Raw genomic sequence first — 24,249 nt, 5'->3', positions numbered from 1 at the left:
CGCACACCTTTCTTCAGGAACCCGGTGTCGTCCACGATCAGCACGCCGCCCGGCTCGCCGAGATGCTCGACCACGTAGTCCCGCACGTCGTCACGCACCCCGTCGATGTCCCAGTCCGCCCAGCGCAACAACCGCTGCATCCCATCCGGAGACACCTCACCGGACTGCTCCGCCAGTGTCCAGCCGTTCTTCCGCTCCAACCCCGCGACCAGCCCGGACACATACTCCCGAGCCCGGCCCCGCGGCTCCGACCGCCTGAACCGTCCCGCGATCCGATCATGAACCCGATCCAGCTGCCCCATCACCACATCGACCACCACAACGATGATCTACCACACGACGACCAACTGCCGTTGCAGTACTAGTTCTGCGCCGACCTCTGAGCAGGCTGCTAACAGGGGGCGTTGTACGGACGTTCAAGGCAGGACCTTCTGGCCTGGAGATCGAGTACTTCGACGATAAGATCGACGAAGCTCGCGGCGAGTTAGCCGATGCAAAGGCAGGCGAGGACACAGCTACCGACGACTTTATGTACGAGATGAAGCAGCTCGCCCAGGTGTCACCGCGTGCCGCAATACTTGAAAGTTTCGCTCGACTAGAGAAAACTCTAAGAGAAATTGTGGAAATGGGTCCGGAAAACGAAAAGGGACGCCACTTTACCTCAGCGCGAGAGCTTGCTCGCCGGGCGGCCGATCAGGGCTTCCTCACACCGTCGGAGTTATCTGCTTTCGACGACGTGTCTGTCCTGAGGAATACCGTTGCACATCGTCGCGATACAGACATTGATACAGATCGAGCATTAGAATACACGGCCCTTGTACGTCAGTTGATCATCGCACTCGCCCTCGCCAAGGGCCGGACTATTGCCGACGGCCCAATCACGTAGTTAGTCACTATAAACACGCCAAAATAGAGCGTTGAAGCCACGATCGAAAGACTCGTGGAGTCGGCACAATAAAGTGCCGCTTTTAATTAAACTCACTGCGGGACAAAGCTCCCCGCTTGAACGGATTTTCAGATCACCGCGATTTCAACCGTTGACTTATTAACAGTCTTCGAAGTTGTCGCCGGACATTTCCGACTCCTAGACCAGCAAAGGCGTTGGGCAGAAGTGGCCCTGGTGCATAAATGCCGACCATCGTATTGATTGGCGCAAGGGTCCGGCCAACCGCAGCGATCGGCCGCGATCGTGGGCAACGGGAGGACGAGTCGTCCGAAGTCGTCCGCGAGCTGCGGTGCATAGTCGTCAGTTGTCGCTTCCGTGGACCAGCGACCGATCGTTCATACACTTCGTGCCCGCCCAGAGGCAGGCATCGGCAGGGCAAGCACGCACTTTGTAACGTTTCGGTATATGCGTGTCTCCAAATGGGCTGTTTCTCGGTATTGCCCGACGAAACCGACAGCCGCGCATGCGGGCGTTGTACTGCTCACGGAGGCCGTGATCATGATCGACCGTTCGGGTCCCATCCCTCTGCACAACCAGAACTCCGTCCACGGCTTCGGTGACGCCGTTCCGGCTACGCCGGGATCGTCGTCGCCGATCCCTGACTCTGACGCAGCGGTAACGAACCCCGGTAGTGCCGCCGTCGACGGCGAGGCTCGGCCGCCGTGCCCGCAGCTTCTCTACACCCCCGGCGAGGCGGGTGAGCTTCTCGCCGTGAAGGAATCCTGGCTACGGCGCCAAGCGGGGCTGCGCGCGATTCCGTGCACGTTGTTGGGTAAGCACTTGCGTTTCTCGCGGGCCGACCTGGAAGAGATCGCCGCCGCGGGCCACCGTCCCGGCGGTACGCGCCCACGCCGTAGCGGCAGACGGACACACCGGCCGCACCGGTTGTGAGTCGCGGCAACCAACGAGTCTCTTTCCTTGCATGAAAGAGGTTTTCCGTGGAGTTGGGTTGCTCTCTGTCGGTAGTGGAGCGTCCCTGGACGTTGTTGTGATCGTGACCCCCTCACCATTGCGAAAGAGTTCACCATGCCCTGGGCAGAACAATCGGCAGACACCACGTGGCGCGTGCGGTATCGGCGCGACGACGGCACCATCGGCTCAATTTCCGGCTTCCCCACCGACACCGCAGCGAACGACCACATCGCCGACATGGAGGTCGCGCAACGTCACGGAACCTGGATCGATCCGGCCGCGGGGAGGATCACCGTTGCCGCCTGGGCGCCGGACTGGCTCGCCTCACTCGACATCGATCAGCGCACCGAGGAGAACTACCGCAGCTTCCTCACCAAACACATCCTGCCCCGCTGGGGCACCACCGCGCTGGCCGACATCACCAACCTGACAGTCCGCACCTGGGAGAAACACCTCCGCGCCTCCGGGCTGGCGAAGACCACCGTCGACAGCATCATCAAATGCTTCTCCCTCACCCTCGGCGACGCCGCCGACGAAAAACTCATCGCCGCCAACCCCATCCACGCCCGCCGCCGCGGCCGTCGCCGCCGCGCCCACCGCACACCACGCAAAGTCTGGGCCGAACCCGCCGAAGTCCTCCGCATCGCCGACCAGATCGCCCGGATCTACGCCCCCGCCGGCGCCGTCCTGTTCATCACCGCGGCCTGGACCGGCGCCCGCTGGGGCGAACTCGCCGGACTGCAACGCCACCACCTGCACCTCGTTGACGACGACACCGGATTCCTCGTCGTCGACCCCGACCACGGCGCACTGCACGAACCCAACCGGGGCCCGCTCTACCTCGGACCACCCAAAACCGAAGAATCCGCCCGCACCATCACCCTGCCCCCATTCCTCATACCCCTGCTCCGCACCCACCTAGGCACCAACACCCACCCGCACGTGTTCGTCACCCCGAACCAAGAACTACACCGCCGCAGCAACTTCAGCCGCCGCGCCGTCCGCCCCGCCGCCGACGGCAACACCCACATCCCCAACCCCACCCACCGACTCCACCCCATCAAACCCGGCCTGACCTTCCACGGACTACGCCACAGCCACAAAACCTGGCTCATCGACGACGGCGTCCCCGAAATCGCCCAAGCCCTCCGCCTCGGCCACGTCCTCGCCGACAAAGTCCAACAGACCTACTCCCACGTCGCCACCGCCGTCGAACAACGACTCCTCACCGGCCTCCAAACCCGCTGGAACAAAGCCATCGCCGACAACACCACCCCACCCGAAGACACCACCTGGCGCACAACCACCTGACGAGAACTACTGGGACAGCCTTAAGGCAGGCTTCGGCCCGCTCGCGGTCGGAGGTGGGCAGCATCAACGCCGGGCTTGCAATGCCTGGAACACACCGTGCCCCCTGGGCGGGAGGAAGACGAGACTGCTGATGAGCTGACGGCCCACCGGAGAGTGGCGTGAGAACTGATCCATCGGCCGCTGGCATACTTCCTCTCCACTACTGCGGATACCTCCCAATCGGCGTCGTGGCCCGCGACGGACGGCCTCACATGGGTCACTAAAGACTCGAGCCGCCCCATCTGCACCGTCACGCCTTCCTGACGGTGCAGGCGTCAGTTAGGAGTCGTGCCACGGGAGTGAGTCGTAGGTGGCAATCTGCTTATCGATGTGCGTACGGACCTTCCTGGCCAGCTTGTCCGCGTCGTGGGTAGTCGCGCCGAAGGTCCGCTTGCGGCCCTGATGCACGGTGTCCCACTCCGAACGTTTGCTCTGACGCGTGGTGGAGCCCTGTTCGTGGCTCCCGAACCCCTTCAACACGCTGTTCCAGACGGGCTGATACCCCACCCGGAGCCCATTCTCCCCGAGATCAGCGTGCACATCGGGCATGAGCAGGAGTCGCACCGCGAACTCCACCTGGTCGAGCCCCTCGCAATGCTCGATCGAGCGCCGATGCTCCCGAATCCGACTCCGCAGTGGCCTCAGCTCACGCTTACTGACACCGGTGGCACTGACATGCGATCGAGCTTGGCCGGCGTACACCGGAATCTTGTAGTGGGCGAGCTTGCCGTATAGGGGGTGCGTCCGGCCGACGTAGTAAATCGCGTACAAGCCGCTCCCGTTGAACGTAGGAACCGGGTCCTTCAACGAGAGCAACGGTTGCCGCTCGAACTGGCCACAGATGATGGCCTCTAGCTGTGTGGTCGACAACGGGTCAAAGTAGGCGGGTACGAAGGCGTCTGACACTAGGACAGCGTATCGAGGGCTTCTGACGACTCAACGCATCATCAAGTCGCGGTATGGTCGCCGCATGCCGAATTCAAACTTGAGGCGCACTCCCGCTGCCTCGGTGGATCCGGTCGTCAGCTCACGGATGAGCAAGGTCCGTAGCCGAGATACAAAGCCCGAACTGCGGCTGAGGTCCGCCCTGCACAAGCGTGGCTTCCGTTACCGCGTTGGTGTTCGCCCCGTACGCTCTCTACGTCGTACTGCGGACATCGTCTTCGGTCCCGCACGCGTAGCCGTCATGGTCGACGGATGTTTCTGGCACGGCTGTCCCGAGCACTATCGACCATCGTCGGTAAACGCCCACTGGTGGCGCACCAAGATCGAGGCCAATATCCGCCGTGACCGAGAGACCGATGGCGCACTACGGCAGGCGGACTGGCTCGTCGTGCGGATTTGGGAGCACGAACCGGTCGAGGTAGCCGTCGAACGCGTCGTCGAGGCGGTCGCCCGGCGACGTCCGCGCCCGCGGCTTTAGCGACCTTATGGGGCAACGCGACAGTGCTGACCGGTAGTTCAGCGCGTGTTGACCGACGGTTTCAGCGCGTTGGCGACCGCTTGAGCGAACACCTTGCCGAGCAGAACCGGCACGGCGTTACCCAACTGGCGCATTTGCTCACCTCGTGGACCGGCGAGCCGCCAACTGTCGGGGAACGTCATGACCCGGGCCGTCTCCCGAACGGTCATGTAGCGGTGAGTGCCGTCGTCCCTGAGCATGACCGACTCTCCGCCAGGCACGCCATGCACACCGGCCTTTACCGTCTTGGCCGGGCGGTCGAGCAGGTTAGGAGTGTGGCCTTTGTAGATGCGTGCGCCGGGCCACCCGATGTGGTGTTCGATGGGGCCTGTTTGCTCCCCCTCGATCGGTTCGGGTAAACCGGCGATCGCTTGGCGCAAAGTTCGCCAGGGACTCTTCTCAAGATCCTCCGGAGCGAACTTGGCGTTCTCACGCATCGCGATGACCTCGGGCTTCGGCTTACGGCCGACAACGTCCCAGTAATCGCCGTTTCGTTGATCCCGCACGAGCGAGGCCTCAGAGTATCGTCGCTCAGGCGGTTCCCACGAGACATTGAGGTCCTTGCGAAACGCGACGATGATCACCCTCTGCCGAACCTGCGGAACGCCATAGTCGGCAGCGTTGACCGGTATCGGATACACGTCGTAGTACTCGTCCAGATTACGAGTAGGTTCACCAAGCCGCCGCAGGCGACGATCATGGACTTCCCAATCCTCGCTGCTCTTCCGCTTGACGAACGGAGCACCCAATTCGCGAAGGATGTAGTCGAAGTACGGCCTGAACGAGGGACGCATCAGACCACGCACGTTCTCGCAGATGATGGCACGCGGACGGACCTCGCGGACGACGCGGAACAACTCCGGAAACATGTTCCGCTCGTCCTCATCGCCCTTGTGAACCCCGCCAAGGCTGAACGGCTGGCAGGGTGGCCCTCCAGCGACGACATCGACCTTGCCCGCGACCTCCTTAAGGGCGACCGCGACCTCATCCAGGCGGACATCACCCTGGATTAACGGCCACCTGTCGACGAGGGAAGTGGGCAACGACGAGCCCGGCTTCCACGCCATCGCCCGGTTCTCAAGCAATGTCTCGCATGCACGTGGTGAATACTCGTTGCAGAGCAGATGCCGGAACCCGACCTCGTGCATGGCCTGCGCGAGACCTCCACCACCAGTGAACAGCTCAACGCTGGTACCGGTTTCTATGGCCGGAGCGAACGGTTCATGGCCCCCAGCTGTCTCGACCAGGGCAGATTGGGTAGTGGACGGCCGCATAACGTGGACATTACCGGAGCCCCCGTTAGCGCCCCGCAGACACGCCGTCGAACATTCGTTCGCTTGGGCTGGCCCTCAGCGATGGCCGAGGAGTGCGACGTCAGGGACTTTGATCTGTAGTCTCGGGCACACGAGTCGAGGTGACGATCTAGGGGGCGACCCGTGCCGTACAACGCGGACTTCAGGCTGAGCATCACCCGTGCCCTGCGGGACCAGCTTGCAGACTCGATCGAAGCACTCAGTCCTGCAGCGCTCACGAGCTCCAACATCGGCAATCTCGACGCCCGTCCCGGTGTCTACCAGCTGTACCACTATGGCGACTTGGTCTACATCGGCAAGGCCGACGGATCGCTCCCCTCCCGTCTGCGCGAACATCATGTGAAGATCTTGGGACGAACCAAGATCTCCCTTCAGGACATGTCGTTCACCTGCCTGTACGTCGAGGAAGACCTGTCCGCAGTCGCTCCCGAAACCTTGCTCATTCAGCGCCATCGCGGTGCTGGCGAGGTGCCGTGGAACTACAACGGTTTCGGCAATCACGACCCTGGCAAACAGCGAGACACGACGACCGTCCGGGGCGATCATTTCGACGCCCTCTACCCGATCGATCTGCGCTTTCCGTGCGGACAAGTTGAGATGATCTCGCCTACTGTCCGCGACGTGCTTACGCACTTACGAAGCTCGCTTCCCTACACCTTCCGTCACGAAGGCAACCGTCAAGCCGTTGCGCGCCAGCCCGCCGAGTTTGGACTGCCGTGCCCGTTGCCCAACCGGAACCACACGACCGCCGACGACCTGTTCTCCGCTCTCGCCGCCGCCCTTCCGCCAGGCTGGCAAATCACGGCGTTACCGGGCTACGTCATTATGTACAAAGAGCAGAGGGCATACGCCAGCACGCTTCAAACCTACCGCAGTTGATAGCCCAGCGCGAAATAGAAGCGGCGCGGCGAACTCCCAGATGTTGAAATCAGTCACTCGTTCGCGTCGGTCGCCCTCAGCGACACCGTGGACGTGGTCAGTGCGGTGAACGGTGCGGCGGAGGTGGCGGCAGCGGTGAGGAACGCGAGATTCCGCGACAGGTAAAGCTGCAGTTGCACTCAAATTCCGCAGGCGACAGTCGAGACCGCAACGAAGCTCCTGCCTTGACCATCTCGACCAGGGAATGGCGGACGACGTCCTGCCGCCGGTCCCAACGGCGCGGCGGTGCTGCGCCGGGGGTGCACATTCAGCGCTTCCAGCCACTCCAACTGGGCTAGTTCTACCTCGAACCACCCAAAGCCGAGGAATCCTACGCATAGCAACTTCAACCGCCGCGCCATCCGCCGAAAAAACTCGGCATGACCACCCGTTCGGACGACCGAGGTGGAGCAGTTCTGGTGACCCCATTTCACACGGAACCCCACAGTGCTCCAGTTTTGCTCCACCTACTGAACAGTAACTGAAGGGCGGTCCACAATGGATGAAATTTCGGGGCTCCTAAAAACAACGCCTGGCCTGCGAAAATACGCAGGCCAGGCGATCATGAAAGTTGTGGAGCTAAGGGGACTCGAACCCCTGACCCCCTCACTGCCAGTGAGGTGCGCTACCAGCTGCGCCATAGCCCCGAACGCGGGGTAACCCCGCATCTCGTAGGTACCTACCGTACAGCACCTCGACACGGTGTCAGGAAGGGGGGTCCGAGGTCCAGCGCTCGGAGCGCAGCGAGGCCGGAGCTGGGGAGCCCGGGTCGTAATCGTCGCCGCCGGAGGTAGTCGCGGAAGCCCCGGGAGCACTGAGGACGCCGGGGCCGAGCTGCGCATACGCCCGGCATACCGCGGACGAACCCGTCCCAACAGAGCTGGGTGTGTGGGTCAGCGCTGCGCGGAGGCAGTCAACCGGTCCAGCCACTGCGGGTCGGAGAAGTCCACGATCTCGCCGCCGGAAACCACTGTCGGCGTGCCGAACCCCTTGTTGCCGCCGCCGAAGTCCTGCTCGAGAGCCGGGTCGTTCTTGACCTGCTCCATCTTCGCGGTCAACTGCTGGTCGTACGTGCCGTTGTTGACACAGTCGGCGAAGGTGTCAGCGGTTATTCCGAGGTCCCGCCCGAGCTGGATCAGCTGCTGCTTGTCGTAGCCGCGCTTCCCCTCCTCGGGCTGACTCGCGAACAGGCTGTCGTGATATGCCCGGAACTGTCCTTCATCCGCGGCGCACAACGCGGCGTTGGCCGAGTCGAGAGAGTAGCCAGCGGGGTCCGACCGCTCGACGAGCATCGGCAGCATGTGCGTGCGGACCTTCAGTTCGCCCGCAGCCACCTTCTGCTCGATCTGGTCGCCGTAGGTCTGCTCGAACTGTGCGCAAACAGGGCACAGGAAATCGGCGTAGACGTCGATCGTGGTGGGCGCGTCCTGCTCACCGGACACGACGGTGACGCCATCGCGCTCCACCGGGTACTCGGCACCCGGCTCCACCGCGGTCGGAATCGCCTCCCCTTCCGTCGCGTTCTTCGACGCGTTGGTCCACAGCACGCCGCCGATCACGGCACCGGCCAGCAGCACCACACCGACCACCACCGCGACGACCTTCTTCATGTCACCGCCACCCCTGGCCTGCGCGACGGCCTTACCGCCCGACGACTGCTGCTGCCGCCGCTTGCGCGCGTTGCGTTCCGCTCCACCCACTGTTCAGGTCCCTTTCGCTTCGTCCACACTGTCCTTGAGCGACAGCTCCACGTCCTCATCGCGGGTCCGACCGCGGCCCCGGCCGAGCCAGCCGTCGGCAGAGAACAGCGTCCGAGGGCGGATCATCAGCCACACCGCGAGCAGGAGGAAGCCCGTGTCCCGCGCGATCTCCTGTGGGTAGCGCGTCTCACCGGCCTCGACCTGACCACCGCCGCCGAAGCAACCACAGTCGATCGTCAGTCCGCGCGCCCACGACTGGACCACTGCGGCGATGAACACCAGGAGCACGATCGCCGAGAGAACGGCCGTCGCCCTGGTGAGAATCCCGGCCAGCAGCAGCACGCCCAGCACGAGCTCGAGCAGCGGCATCGACGTCGCGACCACGCCGATCAGGCTCTCGGGCAGGACGTCGTACGCCTGCACGGCAAGGTAGGTCTGTCCGGGGTCGGCGAGCTTCAGCCAGCCGGACACCAGCCACACGGCCGCGAGGCCGAGCCGGACGAGCAGACCGGCGACATCGAGCAGGCGCTGGGACGGTCGTCGCACGCGCCCTAGGCTAGTCACGGACCCTGAGAGAACTGTGAGCGACCTGGAGTGACATGCGGCTGTCCCGCCTGGCAGGAGCGCTGGCACTGCTCTGCGCGGCCTCGGTGCCGTCCGCCTGCACGGGATCCGACGCCGCGCCGGACTCGTTGGTCACCCGTGCCGACGAGCGGGGCGCACTGACCGTCGGCATCCGATTCGACCAGCCGGGCCTGTCCGAGCGAACCCTTGACGGCCGGTTCGTCGGCTTCGACGTCGACGTCGCGAAATACATCGCGGGGGAGCTCGGCGTGGACGCCGAGGACATCACCTGGAAGGAGACCACGGCGTCACGTCGCGAGACCGACATCACGTCGGGTGCGGTCGACCTCGTCGTCGCCACCTACTCCATCACCGACGCGCGTGAGCAGCAGGTTGCCTTCGCCGGCCCGTACTTCCACACCGGGCAGGACCTGCTGGTCCGGCTGACCTCATCCGAAATCACCGGACCGGACACTCTGGACGGCCGGAAGCTGTGCGCTGTCACCAAGTCGACATCCGCGCAGCAGGTGAAGGAGCGCTTCTCCAGGGCTGTCGAACTGATCGAGTACCCGCGTTACCCCGACTGCGTCACAGCGTTGCTCGCGGGTCAGGTCGACGCGGTCACCACCGACGCCGTGATCCTCGCGGGCTACGCCGCGCAGAACCCGGAGCTGTTGAAGGTCGTCGGCGAGCCGTTCTCGACCGAGCGGTACGGCGTCGGCCTGCGCAAGGGCGACACGGACGGCGTAGCGAGGATCAACGAGGCCATCCAGAAGATGATCGACACCGGTACCTGGGACGAGTCCCTCGTCCGCAACATCGGGCCATCTGGTTATGCCCTTCCGCCGCCTCCGGAGGTCACCCAGCGGTGAAGGTCGAACTCCCGGATCTCCCGGTACGGTCCGTGCTCGGCGACCTCGACACGGCACTCACAGGGCACGGCAGCGCGGTACTCGTGGCCCCGCCTGGAACCGGCAAGACAACCGTGGTCCCGCTGCACCTCGCATTGACCACTCTCCCCGAGTCGGGTCGCGTCGTGGTCGCCGAACCCCGGCGGCTTGCCGCGCGTGCCGCCGCGGCAAGAATGGCCGACCTGCTGGGTGAGCCGGTGGGCCGCACTGTCGGCTACTCGATCCGGGGCGAGCGCAAGGTGTCGGCCGCGACCCGGATCGAGGTGGTGACCTCGGGATTACTCGTGCGCAGGGTGCAGGTGGATCCGGAGTTGCCGGGTGTTTCCACCGTACTGCTCGACGAGTGCCACGAGCGGCACCTGGACGCCGACCTGCTGCTCGCGCTGCTGTTGGACGTACGTGCGGGGCTGCGCGACGACCTGCGGCTGCTGGCCGCGTCGGCGACGGTGGCGGCGGAGCGACTCGGGGCCCTGCTCGGCTCGGCTCCCGTGGTGACCGCCCACGCCCGGACGTATCCCATCGACATCGTCCATACCGCTCCCGCCAGAGGTGAGCGGGTCGAGCAGCATGTTGCCAGGACCATTCGGGCAGCACTATCCGAAGCCGAGGGTGACATACTCGCGTTCCTGCCGGGCGTCGGGGAGATCTCCCGGGTGCGGGGACTGCTTTCCGGCTGGTCCGAAGTGGACGTACTACCGCTGCATGGGCGGCTATCCACCGCCAAACAGGACGCGGCCCTGCGTAAGGGACCGCGCAGGCGGGTCGTGCTCGCGACGGCGGTTGCCGAGTCCAGCCTGACTGTCCCTGGAGTCCGCATTGTGGTCGACTCGGGCAAGGCCAGGGTGCCGAGAGTCGACCATCGCAGGGGACTTCCCGGCCTGGCGACGGTCCGCGTCTCGGCCGCGGTGGCGGACCAGCGGGCCGGCCGGGCCGGGCGGGAGGGTCCCGGCAAGGCCTACCGCTGCTGGCCCCGGAATGAGCACGCCGCGCTACCCGCTTTCGGCGAGCCCGAGATCCGCACCGCCGAACTGTCCCGGCTGGCTCTGGAACTGGCCTGCTGGTCCACACCGGACGGAAGCGGGCTGTCCTGGTGGGACTCGCCGCCCGCGGGGCCGCTGGCGGCAGGGCAGGAACTCCTGCGGCTGCTGGGCGCTACGGACACGCGCGGTGAAGTCACCGAACGAGGACGCCGGATGGCGGCACTCGGTCTGCACCCGAGGCTGGCCAGGGCATTGCTCGACGGCGCGGCGTCCACGGGCGCACGACACGCGGCCGAGGTCGTGGCTCTGCTGGACGCGGGGGCGACGCTCACGGATATCGATGCCGAACTGCGCAGGCTGCGCGACGCCGCCGACCCGGCCGCACGGCGCTGGCGCGCGGACGTCCAAAAGCTGGCCGGCCTGGTGAGCACGGACTCTCGTGATGGCGATCCTGATGCGGCACTGGTCGTCGCGCTCGCGCATCCCGAACGACTCGCGCGGAGACGATCCCCTGATTCCTCCGTGTACCTGCTCGCAGGCGGCACCGCGGCGGAGTTGCCCGCGGGCAGCGGGCTGGGCGACTCGGAGTGGCTGGCCGTCGCCGAGGCCACCCGCGATCCGGGGCGGGCGCATGGCGTGATCCGGCTGGCGGCGCGTGCGGACGAACAGCTGGCCGTACGGGCGGCGCAGGAACTGGTGTCCGATGTGGAGGAAGTCAGTTGGTCGGGTGGCGACGTGGTGGCCAGGGCGGTCCGCAGGATCGGGGCGATCACCCTCACCGAACGCCCGCTACGGAAACCGGATCCGGCGCTGGTGCGCTCGGCGTTGGTCGAAGGCCTCCGAGTCGAAGGCCTTGGCCTGCTGCGGTGGACGGAGGCCGCGACGAGCCTACGGTCCCGGTTGGCGTTCCTGCACGCCAAGCTGGGTGCGCCATGGCCGCCGATGGATGACGCCGCGTTGTTGGCCGCGGCCGATGCCTGGCTGGAGCCGGAACTGTCCCGCGCCACCCGGCGTGCCGATCTCGGCCGGATCGATGCGGGCAACGTGCTGCGCAGACTGCTGCCCTGGCCCGAGGCGTCCCGGCTGGAGGAGCTGGCACCGGAGCGGATCACTGTCCCCACCGGCTCGCGCATTCGCGTCGACTACTCCAGTGACGAACCGGTGCTGGCAGTGAAGCTGCAGGAGACGTTCGGCTGGCTGACCACGCCGCGTATCGCGGACGGCCGGGTCGCGGTGGTCCTGCATCTGCTGTCGCCGGCGGGCCGACCGGCAGCCGTTACCGCCGACCTCGACTCGTTCTGGCGCAATGGCTATCAGCAGGTGCGTGCCGACCTACGCGGCCGGTACCCGAAGCACAGCTGGCCGGAGGACCCACTGGCACCGGAGGTGAAACCGAGGCGACGCCCGTAGCGTCGGCACGGAATGAGCATCTTGACATCGAGCGTGATCGAGGTTTCGCAGTTGTCCATATGACTGGACCATCGTTCGACGTGCGAGGGTTTCTCCGCGAGTCATCGCATACGGCCAGCGTGGCGACCACCGCGAAGTCCGGCAGACCAGCCCTGGCGACCAGCGAAGTAGCAGTGCTGGTGTCGACGTTCGACCCGCCGACCGATGTCCGGCAGTTTCGAGCGGTCGGCCCGGCCCGGGTCGAGAAGCGGGACCTAGCCAAGGTCCGGCGTATCTACGAACGCTACATACCGGACTGGACGGACTATTGGGAATCACACGCGGCGTCCGCCGACTGCCAGTTGTGGTCAATGGTTCCCAGCAGCGGGATGGCAGTGGCCTTCCCCAACCTGGACAACGGCCCGACCTATCGATGGTCCAACCCGGCACACCTTTTCTGCTGATGATCAGAGCGGTGGTGGCCGGAGGGGTTTGTGGAGGCGGGGTGGTCGGGTGGTGTGTTGGTGGCTGGTGGGTGTGGTGATGGTGAGGGTGTTGTCGCCTGGGTTGACGGTGTAGTTCCAGCCGGGTTGGTCTTTGAGGCGGTGGTGGGTTTTGCAGAGGCTGATGAGGCGCTTCTCGGTGGTGGTGCCATGCTTGTGCCAGTCGAGGCTGTGGTCGAGCTCGCACGATTGCGAGGGCCGGTAACACCCCGGGTGCGCGGCATTCTCGGTCACGGATGCGGACGAATTCGTCCAGCGGTGCGGTGGGGCGATAGCGGGTGCGGCCGAGGTCGATCGGGTGCCCGGTGATCGGGTCGGTGAGGATGCGCCGCCAGGTCGTGTTGGGTCCGGTCGCGATCTGGCGGGCCAACCACGCCGGGATGTACCCGTGCCCGGTCATCTCGGCAGGCTCGTGGTCCAGTTCGAGGAGGGTGGTGGCGGCGACGTACACGAACACCTCCGCCCGCGCAGCCCCGGACCCGGTGCCGTCACGCAGGCACAGCTTGCCGAAGAGGTCGGCGCGGAGTTGGTCGAGGGTGGCGGTGGCGCCCGCGTGCCGTAACCGTCGGGCTTCGCGGTCGATGCGGGCGTAGATCGAGGTGGCTGTTTCGGTCGGGAGGTCGGCGATCAGGGTGGCCATGCCCTCGCCCTGCTGCACCAACTGCACGGATCGTTCCGCCCGCCGCCGAGCCACCCGCTTCGCATACCCGTCCGGGTCGACCTGGGCGACGACATGGTGTGCCGCCCGCCGCAACTGCGTCGGATCCTTCCCCGCCAACCGCTGCGACAACCGCTCATCGGCAAGCCGCGCGAGATCATCCGACAGACACCCGGTGACATCGGCGATCTTCGACGCCTTATAGCCGTCCACCACCCCCGCCCGCATCGCCGCCAGGGTGTGCGGCAGCCGGGTTGTCAACGCCACTGCCAACGACACCATCCGCTCCGCCGCACGCGGCGTAACCGATAACGCCAGCGCGACTTCCTGCGCCACATCCCGGGAGGTCCCCGGTGACGTGGACACCAGCTCGGCGATATCACACAGTTGCCGTGCCTCCATTCTGGACCGAGTCCGCTCCACAGACTGCAACCGCGCAACAAGTGTCGATCTTCGCCGGGACAACCCCGGCACCACCACGTTTCCCCCTGAACTAGTCACCCCACAATTGTATGGAGGGGGTCCGACAAAAACTGGCGCGGCGGTCCCGTTCCCTGGGTAATTGTCGCTGCCAGCCACCCCGAAAGGGTGATGCGTGGAGCGACAATTGTGCAGGGCGCGCCGAAGGCGAGCCCGAAACCCCACCACCCCACCCCCGAAAACGCGCACAAACCGCAAACACCCGCGCACAAACCGCAAACTCGGGCCCGGAAACTGCCAAGTCGGGCTAGTGGAGGTAGTGGCGTTGGGGTGGGGTTGGGAGTTCGCGGGCGAGGCGATCCTCGTCCGCCTCGTCGTCCTCCTCGTGCAGGCCGAGTTGCACGGCTTTGCGAATCTGCTCACGGTTCTCACGGACGACGTGCGCGAAGAAGTCGTCGATGCGCGGGTCGGTAAGCACCTCGAGAGTAACCCGCATAACTGTGTCCACGACGGACTGGACGATCTCGTCGTGGAAGGGGAGGCGGGAGAACCGGCCAGCCTGTGGATCCTCGCGCAGCTTCTCGGTGACGATCGAGCGCAGCATCTCGCGGTTCTCCCCAAGAGAACGGGCGAGATTCTCCGGGTAGTTTCCGGTTTCGAGCACTTTTACGACCTCGTCCATCACGGCGATCGTGATGGGCTTCTTGATCGCCAGGACGATCGGCCGCGACAGCTTCTCGACGAGTCGCTGGGTGACCTTCTCCCCGAAGGTCCGGTCGGCGGTGCGCGCGAGTCGTGTCAGCACAACGATGATTCGCAGCAACCGGAACCCCCGCAGCGCGGGATGGGCGATCGGGATCATCCCCAGGATCTCGTACCAGTTGCGCAGCGGAAACCCGCGCTCCCACCGGGTAGCGCGCCAGCGGAAGAGGAACTCGATCAGGAACACGCCGCAGATCGAGGTGTCGATGACGAACACGGTGTACTCGGTTTCGACACTGACGTCGGCGAACGTCACGTACGCGAGCAGTCCGACGGAGAAGACAGCCAGCAGGAGCATCGCGACGTCCAAGGCGACGAGACGGCGCTGGCGGGGTGCGTTCCGGCTGGCAGTCATGGCCGCATTCTGCCGGTGGACCTCGGTGCTCGCCTGGCCAGCCCCTGACGAAAGTCGGGTCGGACCGGTGGCGATCGTGCGCTGCACGGCCGTGTGGACGGTTTCTACCGTGAGTTCACCGATCTACCGAAGGAGACTCATGATCACGCTTCGGGCATTGACGAAGCAATACGGCGAGAAGACCGTTGTCGATGGACTCAGCACCGAGATCGCGCCGGGCGCGGTCACCGGCTTCCTCGGCCCCAACGGTGCGGGCAAGTCGACGACCATGCGGATGGTGCTCGGGCTGGACCATCCGACTTCCGGCGCGGCACTCGTGCGCGGCAAGCCCTACTCGGAGTTGCGTCACCCGTTGCGCGAGGTCGGAGCCCTGCTGGAGGCCAAGGCGCTACACCCGGGTCGTAGCGCGGGCAAGCACCTGCTGGCGATGGCCCGCAGCAACGGTATCGCCGAGCGCAGGGTGGAGGACGTGCTCGCAGCGGTCGGCCTCACCGACGTCGCGGGCAAGCGGGCGGGCTCGTTCTCCCTCGGGATGGGACAACGTCTCGGCATCGCGGGCGCGCTGCTCGGCGATCCTGCCGTGCTGATGTTCGACGAGCCGGTCAACGGCCTCGACCCCGACGGCGTCCGCTGGGTGCGCGAACTGATGCGCTCACTGGCGGCGGAGGGCAGAACCGTGTTCGTCTCCAGCCATCTGATGAGCGAGATGCAGCTGACCGCGGACCGGCTCGTCGTGATTGGGAAGGGCCGGCTGCTCGCTGACGCCTCGATCGACGAGTTCATCGCCCGCAACTCCACCCAGTCCGTGCGGGTCCGGCTGCCGGACGACGGCGACCGACGAGCACTCGCCGACCGGCTGCGGGCGAACGAGGTAACCATGGAGCAAGTGAGCGGGAATGAACTGCACGTGCGCGGGGTCGACGTCGATTACGTCGGTGATCTGGCGCACCAGCTGGGGGTCCGCTTGCACGGCCTGACGACGCACACCGCCTCTCTGGAACAGGCCTATGTGGAACTGACCGCCGGTTCGGTCGAGTACGGCGCCCCTTCCGGGCAGAAAGTAGGAGTTTGATCCATGACCACGCTCACCGTTCCCGACACCGGGCACACCACTGGCGGCGGACTGCACGGAGCGATCGCCGCCGAGTGGACGAAACTCTGGTCGGTGCGCTCCACCTGGTGGAGCCTCACCGCCTCGGTCGTCCTGACACTCGGCTACACCGTGCTGACCGCCATATCCGTACGGGTGCAGGCGGACGACGGCAGTGAAGCCCTGCAGATGGGTGCGCCGGAGATCGCGGCGAGCGCGGTCTTCTACCTGGCGCAGTTCACCGTGCTCGCGTGGGCCACGATGACCATCGCCGGTGAGTACGGCACGGGCAGCATCCGCTCGACGCTGCAGTGGGTCCCGGTCCGCACACGCATGTTGCTGGCGAAGTTGACCGTGCTCGCCCCGATCCTGTGCGTGCTGGGAGTTGTCCTTGGCGCTACCAGCACCGGCCTCGCGGCCCTGACCATGGGCGGCGCCGGCACGCCGTCCGATTTCGGCGACGCGGTCGAGATGTCGCTCGCGATCGCCGTCTACTGCGCCCTGCTCGGCGCGCTCACCCTGGGCATCGGCACCGCGCTGCGCAGCGTCGCGGGCACGATCACGATGACCTTCATGCTGTTGCTCGTGGTACCGATGCTGCTGGCAGCCATCGGGCTGCGCGCGGCGGGTGACTATCTGCCCGGGCTGGCAGGCCTGAACCTCATGTTCGGCCAGGACGGGATCAATCCGATCACCGGAATGCCGTCCCCCTACCCGCAGGCGGTCGCCCTTGTGGTCCTGGCTGCCTGGGCGCTGCTGGCGCTGGGTGTCGGCGCCACGCTGCTGCGCAGGCGCGACGCGTGAGCGGACCGGGACGGCAAGGATCCAGCCTCAGCCGTCCCGGTTCACCAGCCCGGCCTCGTAGGCGAGGATGGCGGCCTGCACCCGGTTCCGGGCGCCGAGGTGGGCCAGGATCGAACTGACGTAGGCCTTCACCGTGCCCTCCACCACGTGCAGTGTTCCGGCGATGGCCGCGTTGGACAGTCCCGATCCGAGTAGCGCGAGTACCTCACGCTCCCGCTCGGTCAGCCCCTCGATACGCGTTCGCGCCGCGGCCTGCCGGGACAACTGCCCACCCGACATGTGCGCGATCACCCGGTGGGCCACCTTTGGGGAGAGGTAGGCGGCGCCGTCGGCCACCGCTCGCACCGCCGCCAGCAGCTCCCGAGGGTCCCCGGACTTCAGCAGGAACCCGCCCGCACCGTCACCGAGTGCACGCGCGATGTAGTCATCCTCCCCGAAGGTGGTCAACATGATCATTGCGGTCTCCGGCCGCACCCTGCGGATCTCACTCGCCGCGGCGAGCCCGTCCATCCTCGGCATCCGGATGTCCAGCAACGCGACGTCCGGCCGGGTCAGCAAGACCTGTTCGACGGCCGCGCGGCCATCCCCCGCCTCGGCGACCACCTCGATCCCCTCGTCCGCGGCCAGAATCGCCGACACCCCGGCACGCACCATCGCCTCGTCGTCAGCCAGCAGTACCCGGATCACTTGTTGACCTCCCCGGTCAGGTTCAGGAGTACGTCCTTCGACACCAGTTCGCCTCGCTCGAAGCACAGGCGGTAGACGTCGCCGCTGGTACCGAGAACACCCGCATCGGTGCCGTAGTACTCGCACACCGCGCCCTCCCGCGTCGGCGGTTCCGCCAGATCCGGGCGATCCAGGCGCTGCTGGGCCGGGAGCACGGGCGCCAACTCGGCTCGCGACTGCCCGATCCGCATCCGCTCGTAGTCACCGGCCGCGAGCACGGAACCGAACATGTTGATCAAGTAGTACGCCGCCGAGATGGCGAACATCGCGATCAGCACCCCGAGCGGTAGCACGACGGCGTTGATCAGGGTCAATCTGAGCTGCCTGCGCTGCCCGGCCAACTGGCGGGCCGACTCGGAGTCGGTGACACCGTCGGCCGGGTCCTGGGCGGGCGCGTCGTGCGGCAACACGGCAACCACCTCGAAGCCACCGCCGGTATCCGGACCGGCACGCAGGCTGCCGCCGAGCAGGCGGACCCGTTCGCGCAGGCCGGTGAGCCCCCAGCCGCCCGAAGGGACCCCGGGAAGCGGGCCTGCCGGGGGTGGGTCGTTGACTACCGACACCTCGGTTTCGCGGCCGCTCTGTCGCACACCGACCCGCACCGCCGCACCGGGGGCGTGCTTCGCGGCATTGGTGAGCCCTTCCTGGACCACCCTGCGAGCGGCCAACTCGACCATCGGGGGAGCGCAGCCGAACGGCTCGATCCGGTGTGCGACGGCCATCCCCGAGGCCGCGACACGCTCGACCAACTCGGAGATCGCCTCATCAGCGGGCCGGACCGGCGCGCCCTCGTCGTCCGCACGCAGGACCCCGATGATCTCGTGCAGCCGATCGGTTGCCGCTGCCGCGCTCTCCCGTAGCTCGCCCGCGGCGGTCCGGTCGCGCTCGTCGAGGTGGGCGGAGACCTCCAGCGCGCCCGCTCGCAACGCGATGAGGCTGAGTTCGTGGCCGAGCGAGTCGTGCATGTCGGTCGCGATCCTGGCGCGCTCCCGCAGCCTTGCCTGCTCAGCGGCCACTCGCTGTTCGTGTTCCAGCCGCTCCGCGCGCTCCCATCCGGTCCTGGCGAGGTTCTCCCTGAGCCGGAGGTAGCGGCCGAGGTGCCAGGGCACGAAGATCGCGAACAGCAGGGTCGCCACCAGCGACAACCAGCTGCCGACGACGTCCTCGCCGATGAAGTAGGCGAAGGGCAGCCCGGCGAGAGCGACACCGGCGAAGGAGAGCACCGCGGCCTTCGCGTGCTCCATTCGGCGGCCCGCGAGGTAACCGGTGACGAGCATCAGCAGGAGCGGCCACACCGGGAAACGGCCCAAATAGTTCGGCAGGACGGCCAGGCTGGACGCGGCAGCGGCGACCACTGACAGCAGCGGAAGTCGGCGTGACGATGCCAGCGCGACGGTGGTGACGAGGAGTCCGCCGACCAGCTCCCACTGGTTGGGGTTGCGCCGCGTCTCGTAGATGACTAGCAGACAGATGAGTGCCCAGACGACGACGTCGAACAGCAGCACCGCCCGCCGCCGCCACCTTGCGCTCACGCCGCTCACGCTACCCAGCGAACCAGGCGGCCGGACACTGTCGAAAGTCAATGGTCACCCCGCCTGACCAGCTCGTGTCGCTGCCGGGGTCCACCGGATGAGGCATGATGACGCCGAACCGGTCACCGGAAGCGTGGCGAAAGGAGCGACTATGCCGGGCCCCACCCGCGGTCTCGCCGAGCAGCTCGGGGGCGCACTTCCCGACGGCATCGAGGCCCTGGACGAGGCGCACAAGCAGGTGCTGGCCGATTCGCTGCGCCAGGCGCGACGGCAGCAGGCGGCCGCGCTGAGTGCGTCCGCCGAGGATTCGCTGAAGTACGTGCCCGCGCTGCTGCGCGGGGCGGTCCGCAAGGCGGTGGGCCTGTGAGCGCGCAGACGGCGACACTGGCCGAACTGGAGTCCCGCGCCGAGGTGCTCAAACTCGCCAGGCTGTTGAAGACCCCCGCCGAACGGCTCGACTTCCTGGAGCAGGTCGACGCGGTGGACATCCGCCGCCTGCGGGAACAGGCCACGGACGTGCTGTTCGACGCCAACCTCGGCGTGCTGCAACGCATGGCGGCGGCAAGCAAGCTGCTGCCGGTCTCCGTGCTGGGCCGGATCGCGGAGAAGGTCTTCGGGCCACTGCTGTGCGCCCGGCTCGCCGGACTCATCGACGTCTCCAGGGGTGTGGACGTCGCCCGGCGCCTCTCCCCCGCCTTCCTCTCCGACGTCGCCGCCGAACTCGATCCCCGCAGGGCCAGGCGGATCATCGCCGGAATCCCGGCGGACACCGTGCGCGAGGTGGCGCACGAACTCGTCGGCAGGCAGGACTGGATCACCATCGGCCGGTTCGTCGGCCACCTGCCCGACCGGACGGTCTCGGCCACCCTCGACGCCGTGCACGACGAGGCCCTGCTGCGGGTCGCGTTCGTGCTCGACGAGAAGGAGCGGATCGACCACGTCGTCGACCTGCTGCCGAGCACGCGCTTTCCAGGTCTCGCCGCGGCGGCCGCGGAGCACGACCTGTGGCCGCTGGCTTTCGACCTGCTGACACACCTGCGCCCGGCGAACCAGGAACGGCTGATCAGCGCCGTGGCCGGCCTCGAGTCCGGCGTGCGCGCGGACGCCAGGAAACAGGCCGCCGCACTGGGTCTGCTGGACGAGGCGGGGCCGGTCCGCACGGCCCTGGCCTGAGGCGGTCAGCTGTACCCGCGGAGCACCCCGAAGCGTAGGCGAGCAGGCTGACCGCGAAGAAGTCCGCATCCAGCAGCAGTCACTGACCAGGAACGGCTCCTACTTCTGCCCGGTCGCGGCCTGATAGGTCCGCGAACCGTGCTCGATGATTTCGGGGAAGAAGAGCACGAACAGCAGCCCGCTCGCCAGTGCCGGTACACGCAGGTGATTCAGCACGGTCACAGCCAACCGGGGCGAGGACAGCAGCAGTCCCCTTTCGACAGTCGCGCACAACGGGAACAGCACCAAGACGTGCACAATCACCGCACCGGGCAACCTCGCCATTGCGAAACGGCCAGGTAGTCAACCCGATCTACAGGCAGCCAGAAGGCTGATCAGTCACATAACTTGGTGTTATACCTAAATGCCAGTATGAACGCCCTTCCGATCTGGTCACGCTGAGGTTTGCGTAGATCGAGAAAGGCCGAGAATGTCCGAGAAAGCACGGCGGGTCGCGGGGCTAGTGATGAAGCTGGTACTCGCTCGCCAGCGGAAGCTGCCCGGGCCGGAAAAGTGCCGCGAGCCGCGCTGCGACCGATGTTTGTCCGCTCATCTCGACCAGGTGAAACGCAGTGTCGAAGCGGGCAGGCCGGTGTTGTTCGTGCTGCCCGCGTTTCCCTGCAAGTCGCCCAACGAGGCCAAGGTACTCGGCAACGTGCCGGATCTGGCCGAACAGCTCGCGCTTGAGTCGCTTGACACCTTGATCGGCCAGATCGGCGCGGTCCACCCGCCAGGAGCGGAGCTCGTGATCGCCTCCGATGGCCGGGTCTTCGGCGATATTCTGGGCATTCCGGACGAGGACATCACCATCTACCGGCGGGAACTGCAGGTGATGATCGACAGCCTGCCGCAAAGGCGGATCCGGCTGATCGCCCTCGACGATTTCCCTGGATTCGCCCGACGTAGCCATGATCAGGCAAGAGCACGGCTGGCCGAAGCCTATGCCGAAGACCTCGACACACTCCGAGAGCGGGTCCGGGCGGGCATCGATGTCGCGCTGTACCGCGCGATCACCCGATTCCTGTTCGAGGACAGAAACACAGCGACCTATCAAGGCAGCCGCTCCGCCCTCCAGCGGACGGCGCGGGCACGGGCCTACCAGATGCTGCAGCGCAGCAAGGCCTGGGGCGATCTCCTGGTGGAGCGTTATCCCGGGGCCGTGCGTCTGTCCATCCACCCGCAGCCCTGCGGCGCGCCGAAACTGGGCATTCATCTCACCGAGACCAGGGACAACTGGCTCACTCCGTGGCACAGCGTCGCGGTCGACCTCGGTGACCGGTTCGTACTGATGAAACGTGCCGAAGCCGAAGCCGCCGGTGCCGAGTTGGTCAGTCTGGGTGAGCGGCCAAGCCACTTCACCATGCGGCAGTCACGCTCGCAAATCGCGTAGAACATGTTGTCGGATAAGGAGAATGATGACCGTCACCAACGTTACCGTCGAAAAACTTCATCCGTTCGGAGTGGCGGTGCGCCCTTCGCAGTCTGCCAAGGCGGTGACCGAGTTGCCGGTCGAGCGCCTGCGGGAGTTGGTCAGGACCCATCACCTGTTGCTGTTGCGGGGATTCGCATCGTTCACCTCGCCTGTGGACCTCACGGAATGGTGCGGTGGCTGGGGTGAGATCAGCATGTGGCCGTTCGGCGCCGTGCTCGAACTGGTCGAGCACGAAGACCCCAGTGACCACATATTCGACAACAGCTACGTCCCACTGCACTGGGACGGCATGTACCGGAAGCAGATACCCGAGTTTCAGGTCTTCCACTGTGTCAGTGCGCCGGGGGAGAGTCAGGGCGGCCGAACCACTTTCTCGAACACATCGGCTGTACTTGACGAGGCAGCCCCGGAAACGCGGCGCCGCTGGGAACAGGTGACCGGCACCTACCGTCGCAAGATGGAGTACTACGACAGCACGGCCGTCTCGCCAGTGGTGGCCACACACCCCGTTGGCGGCTTTCCAGTGCTGCGCTACGGCGAGCCTGTACCGGACGGCGACCCGAACTTCATCAACCATCCCGATCTCGAGTTCACCGGTGTCGACCCAGCCGAGTTGGGCCGTTTCCATGACAGCATCCGCGAAGCTCTGTACGCGCCTGAGCACTTCTACAGGCATATCTGGCGGGATGGCGACGTTGTCGTGGCCGACAACTACACGCTGCTGCATGGGCGCGAAGCATTCACCAGCCGCGCCTCGCGGCATCTACGCCGAGTACACGTGCTCGGTGACCCACCGTTGCACAATTCCGCACTGGTCGACTGAGCCACGAACGTAGTCAAAGGTGCCAGTTGTGCCCGACATCGTTGGAGCAGGCCCGGTTGGTCTGCTGTGCGCCTTTCTTGGCGACCTTTAGACCTGCGCGTCCTGATGGCCGACAAGTCACCAGAAGCACGCCCATCTGTTCGCCGCTTGACTGTCGAAATTTACGCTACTCGTCCTTGGCGATGCGAAGATCGATGTGGACACGCCCGAGTACTCGCGGATAGTTCATGTTGTCTCCAGCGCACGCCTAGTGTCGCGTGATGCCGCCTGAGCCCCAGCAGACGTAAGACGAGCAGACCCCACACTAGTTTCCAACGGGTTCTACGTCATGGTGATGACCTTTGGGTCCGCGCCGGGCCAGCCAGGCGAGGTAGTGCGGGCTGCGATCGACCGCGCGGCGGTAGACCTCGCGGGCATGGCGGGCGATCACGGGCACCTCAGGAGCGATCGTGTTTCCTGCGCGCCACAGCAGTAGATGTCGGATTCGCAGTGGTTCGTCGCGCAACGGGACCGCGATGATGTTGTCCGTGGCGCGAAACGTCGCCTGTCCGAGACCGATGGCTTCGCCGGCGGCAACGAGTTCGCGAGCCGCGTTAGCCTCGACCTCGTGCCGGACACGGGCGGTGAAACCCGCCAACGAGCACGCCTCGGCGAAAGCCGCCATCAAGCCGCTCCCCTGCGGAGGAGGCAAAGCCCACGACGAATCGCTCAACTCCGACAGCGCAACGCCTTCCTCGGCCCTGCTCGCGGCCGGGTGCTGGGCGCTGACGATGGCAAACGCCGGCTCCTCGGCGATGGTTAGATTTTCCACCTTTCCCGGTACCGCCGGGCCCGGCTGCACGTAGGTGACCACGGCGGCGAGGTCCCGCTGGCCGTCGGCGATCAGCTCGGCCGCGGTGACGACGTCGGCCTCGGTACGCAGTGTGACCCCACCCGGCCGTAACCGTTCCAGGTCGCCGAGGAGCCCGACCATCAGTGGCCCCTGCGTGGCTACGTAACGCAACGGCCTCTGGTCCTCGGCGAGTCCACAGTGGTCGATCGTGTCCTCGCGGAGCTGGTCGATCACTCCGAGCGCTGGCCTGGCCCTGGCCACGACGAACTCACCGAGATTGGTGGCTGTCGCACCCTGACGAGTGCGAACGAACAGCGGGCCACCCAGCACCTGCTCGATGCGGCGGAGTTGGTTGCTCAGCGCGGGCTGCGACAGTCCGAGCTGGGCAGCGGCCTTGGTCAGGCTGCCTGCCTCGGCGATCGTGCAAATCACTCTCAGGTGTCGAACCTCGAGCTCCATGAGCTCGATGCTAATGATTCTCGATATTGATTAGAAGTTTCGACCTACGAAGGTTGGTCCCGGGTGTATCCCCTGGTGGCGACACACGCTTTACCGATGCAACTCGGCCTTCGGCGCGTTACGGTGACCCATTGTCGGCCGGTCGGCACCCCAGCAACTGCGGACCGTACGCGATATCAGCCAGCAGGCCGGTCAG

Annotated in this window: 25 protein-coding genes, 1 tRNA gene and 1 pseudogene; 14 read left to right on the top strand and 13 right to left on the bottom strand. The window is 66.0% G+C overall.

The features are described 5' to 3' along the window. The coding region (locus BM199_RS29835; protein ID WP_425425617.1) for a transposase at positions 1-302 on the bottom strand (302 nt) is incomplete at its 3' end. A gap of 227 nt (positions 303-529) precedes the next feature. Between BM199_RS29835 and BM199_RS33535 the strand changes: the two genes are divergently transcribed. From BM199_RS33535 to BM199_RS29825, 3 genes are all read left to right on the top strand, one after another. Next, on the top strand, positions 530-886 hold the full coding sequence (locus BM199_RS33535; RefSeq protein ID WP_143101951.1) for a hypothetical protein: 357 nt from the start codon (positions 530-532) through the stop codon (positions 884-886). Between the two features lie 558 nt (positions 887-1,444). After that, the gene (locus tag BM199_RS34310; protein ID WP_218160467.1) at positions 1,445-1,837 is read left to right on the top strand and encodes a helix-turn-helix domain-containing protein; all 393 of its coding nucleotides are present in this window, start codon (positions 1,445-1,447) and stop codon (positions 1,835-1,837) included. Positions 1,838-1,972: 135 nt separating this feature from the next. Then, positions 1,973-3,169, top strand: a complete 1,197-nt coding sequence (locus tag BM199_RS29825; protein ID WP_091678635.1) for a tyrosine-type recombinase/integrase — start codon at positions 1,973-1,975, stop codon at positions 3,167-3,169. Between the two features lie 318 nt (positions 3,170-3,487). Here the strand turns inward: BM199_RS29825 and BM199_RS29820 are convergent, their stop codons facing one another. Beyond that, the gene (locus BM199_RS29820) at positions 3,488-4,114 is read right to left on the bottom strand and encodes an Eco29kI family restriction endonuclease (RefSeq protein WP_091678632.1); all 627 of its coding nucleotides are present in this window, start codon (positions 4,112-4,114) and stop codon (positions 3,488-3,490) included. Positions 4,115-4,178: 64 nt separating this feature from the next. On the opposite strand from BM199_RS29820, the gene BM199_RS29815 reads away from it, so the two are divergent. Beyond that, complete coding sequence (locus BM199_RS29815; protein WP_342741746.1) at positions 4,179-4,631, top strand: very short patch repair endonuclease; 453 nt, start codon at positions 4,179-4,181, stop codon at positions 4,629-4,631. A gap of 38 nt (positions 4,632-4,669) precedes the next feature. On the opposite strand, the gene BM199_RS29810 is transcribed toward BM199_RS29815, so the two are convergent. Next, positions 4,670-5,944 (bottom strand): DNA cytosine methyltransferase, encoded by a 1,275-nt coding sequence (locus BM199_RS29810; RefSeq protein ID WP_091678629.1) that lies wholly within the window; start codon positions 5,942-5,944, stop codon positions 4,670-4,672. Positions 5,945-6,106: 162 nt separating this feature from the next. Between BM199_RS29810 and BM199_RS29805 the strand changes: the two genes are divergently transcribed. Next, the gene (locus BM199_RS29805) at positions 6,107-6,862 is read left to right on the top strand and encodes an Eco29kI family restriction endonuclease (RefSeq protein ID WP_091678626.1); all 756 of its coding nucleotides are present in this window, start codon (positions 6,107-6,109) and stop codon (positions 6,860-6,862) included. A 53-nt stretch (positions 6,863-6,915) separates the two neighbouring features. Here BM199_RS29805 and BM199_RS35040 read toward each other — a convergent pair whose 3' ends face one another. From BM199_RS35040 to BM199_RS29790, 4 genes are all read right to left on the bottom strand, one after another. Further along, a complete protein-coding gene (locus BM199_RS35040) occupies positions 6,916-7,041 on the bottom strand; it encodes a hypothetical protein (protein ID WP_281245770.1) in 126 nt (41 codons plus the stop codon). A 434-nt stretch (positions 7,042-7,475) separates the two neighbouring features. After that, positions 7,476-7,548: transfer RNA gene (locus tag BM199_RS29800), tRNA-Ala, on the bottom strand. 246 nt (positions 7,549-7,794) lie between these two features. Next, a complete protein-coding gene (locus tag BM199_RS29795; protein ID WP_091678624.1) occupies positions 7,795-8,601 on the bottom strand; it encodes a DsbA family protein in 807 nt (268 codons plus the stop codon). A 3-nt stretch (positions 8,602-8,604) separates the two neighbouring features. Next, positions 8,605-9,147, bottom strand: coding sequence for a MauE/DoxX family redox-associated membrane protein (locus tag BM199_RS29790; RefSeq protein WP_091678619.1), 543 nt, complete (start codon positions 9,145-9,147; stop codon positions 8,605-8,607). Positions 9,148-9,200: 53 nt separating this feature from the next. On the opposite strand from BM199_RS29790, the gene BM199_RS29785 reads away from it, so the two are divergent. Genes BM199_RS29785 through BM199_RS29775 form a run of 3 tightly spaced genes read left to right on the top strand, consistent with a single transcriptional unit; the run spans position 9,201 to position 12,909 of the window. Further along, positions 9,201-10,037, top strand: coding sequence for a glutamate ABC transporter substrate-binding protein (locus BM199_RS29785; RefSeq protein WP_091678616.1), 837 nt, complete (start codon positions 9,201-9,203; stop codon positions 10,035-10,037). Then, positions 10,034-12,466, top strand: coding sequence for an ATP-dependent helicase HrpB (gene hrpB, locus BM199_RS29780; RefSeq protein ID WP_091678613.1), 2,433 nt, complete (start codon positions 10,034-10,036; stop codon positions 12,464-12,466). The genes BM199_RS29785 and hrpB overlap by 4 nt, the downstream gene beginning before the upstream one ends. A gap of 59 nt (positions 12,467-12,525) precedes the next feature. Next, complete coding sequence (locus tag BM199_RS29775) at positions 12,526-12,909, top strand: hypothetical protein (protein ID WP_091678611.1); 384 nt, start codon at positions 12,526-12,528, stop codon at positions 12,907-12,909. A 328-nt stretch (positions 12,910-13,237) separates the two neighbouring features. On the opposite strand, the pseudogene BM199_RS29770 reads toward BM199_RS29775, so the two are convergent. Then, a pseudogene (locus BM199_RS29770) lies at positions 13,238-14,008 on the bottom strand (DUF222 domain-containing protein); the annotation flags it as partial. A 325-nt stretch (positions 14,009-14,333) separates the two neighbouring features. Continuing rightward, positions 14,334-15,143, bottom strand: coding sequence for an ion transporter (locus BM199_RS29765; RefSeq protein WP_091678672.1), 810 nt, complete (start codon positions 15,141-15,143; stop codon positions 14,334-14,336). A 139-nt stretch (positions 15,144-15,282) separates the two neighbouring features. Between BM199_RS29765 and BM199_RS29760 the strand changes: the two genes are divergently transcribed. Both BM199_RS29760 and BM199_RS29755 read left to right on the top strand, forming a co-directional pair. Beyond that, on the top strand, positions 15,283-16,215 hold the full coding sequence (locus tag BM199_RS29760; RefSeq protein ID WP_091678608.1) for an ABC transporter ATP-binding protein: 933 nt from the start codon (positions 15,283-15,285) through the stop codon (positions 16,213-16,215). 3 nt (positions 16,216-16,218) lie between these two features. Further along, complete coding sequence (locus BM199_RS29755) at positions 16,219-17,037, top strand: hypothetical protein (RefSeq protein WP_091678605.1); 819 nt, start codon at positions 16,219-16,221, stop codon at positions 17,035-17,037. A 27-nt stretch (positions 17,038-17,064) separates the two neighbouring features. On the opposite strand, the gene BM199_RS29750 is transcribed toward BM199_RS29755, so the two are convergent. Both BM199_RS29750 and BM199_RS29745 read right to left on the bottom strand, forming a co-directional pair. Further along, on the bottom strand, positions 17,065-17,724 hold the full coding sequence (locus tag BM199_RS29750; protein WP_091678602.1) for a response regulator: 660 nt from the start codon (positions 17,722-17,724) through the stop codon (positions 17,065-17,067). Next, positions 17,721-19,295 carry a sensor histidine kinase gene (locus tag BM199_RS29745; RefSeq protein ID WP_245788899.1) on the bottom strand — a complete coding sequence of 525 codons (1,575 nt, stop codon included), beginning with the start codon at positions 19,293-19,295 and terminating at the stop codon, positions 17,721-17,723. Before BM199_RS29745 ends, BM199_RS29750 begins: the two co-directional genes overlap by 4 nt. Before the next feature lie 151 nt (positions 19,296-19,446). On the opposite strand from BM199_RS29745, the gene BM199_RS29740 reads away from it, so the two are divergent. Both BM199_RS29740 and BM199_RS29735 read left to right on the top strand, forming a co-directional pair. Continuing rightward, positions 19,447-19,662 carry a hypothetical protein gene (locus tag BM199_RS29740; RefSeq protein WP_091678600.1) on the top strand — a complete coding sequence of 72 codons (216 nt, stop codon included), beginning with the start codon at positions 19,447-19,449 and terminating at the stop codon, positions 19,660-19,662. Continuing rightward, on the top strand, positions 19,659-20,468 hold the full coding sequence (locus BM199_RS29735) for a hypothetical protein (protein WP_245788897.1): 810 nt from the start codon (positions 19,659-19,661) through the stop codon (positions 20,466-20,468). Before BM199_RS29740 ends, BM199_RS29735 begins: the two co-directional genes overlap by 4 nt. 99 nt (positions 20,469-20,567) lie before the next feature. On the opposite strand, the gene BM199_RS29730 is transcribed toward BM199_RS29735, so the two are convergent. Further along, entirely contained in the window at positions 20,568-20,771 is a 204-nt protein-coding gene (locus BM199_RS29730; RefSeq protein WP_143101950.1) for a hypothetical protein, read from the bottom strand. 298 nt (positions 20,772-21,069) lie between these two features. On the opposite strand from BM199_RS29730, the gene BM199_RS29725 reads away from it, so the two are divergent. Both BM199_RS29725 and BM199_RS29720 read left to right on the top strand, forming a co-directional pair. Continuing rightward, entirely contained in the window at positions 21,070-21,897 is an 828-nt protein-coding gene (locus tag BM199_RS29725) for an isocyanide synthase family protein (RefSeq protein WP_177242853.1), read from the top strand. Between the two features lie 25 nt (positions 21,898-21,922). Next, positions 21,923-22,762, top strand: coding sequence for a TauD/TfdA dioxygenase family protein (locus BM199_RS29720; RefSeq protein ID WP_091678583.1), 840 nt, complete (start codon positions 21,923-21,925; stop codon positions 22,760-22,762). Between the two features lie 304 nt (positions 22,763-23,066). On the opposite strand, the gene BM199_RS29715 is transcribed toward BM199_RS29720, so the two are convergent. Beyond that, positions 23,067-24,053 (bottom strand): LysR family transcriptional regulator, encoded by a 987-nt coding sequence (locus tag BM199_RS29715; protein WP_091678579.1) that lies wholly within the window; start codon positions 24,051-24,053, stop codon positions 23,067-23,069. Between the last annotated feature and the right edge of the window lie 196 nt (positions 24,054-24,249).

The sequence above is a fragment of the Amycolatopsis marina genome (genome assembly GCF_900111885.1).
Classification (GTDB): Bacteria; Actinomycetota; Actinomycetes; order Mycobacteriales; family Pseudonocardiaceae; genus Amycolatopsis; species Amycolatopsis marina.
Note: the sequence above shows the minus strand (reverse complement) of the source record. Positions and strands in the feature narration are given on the sequence as shown.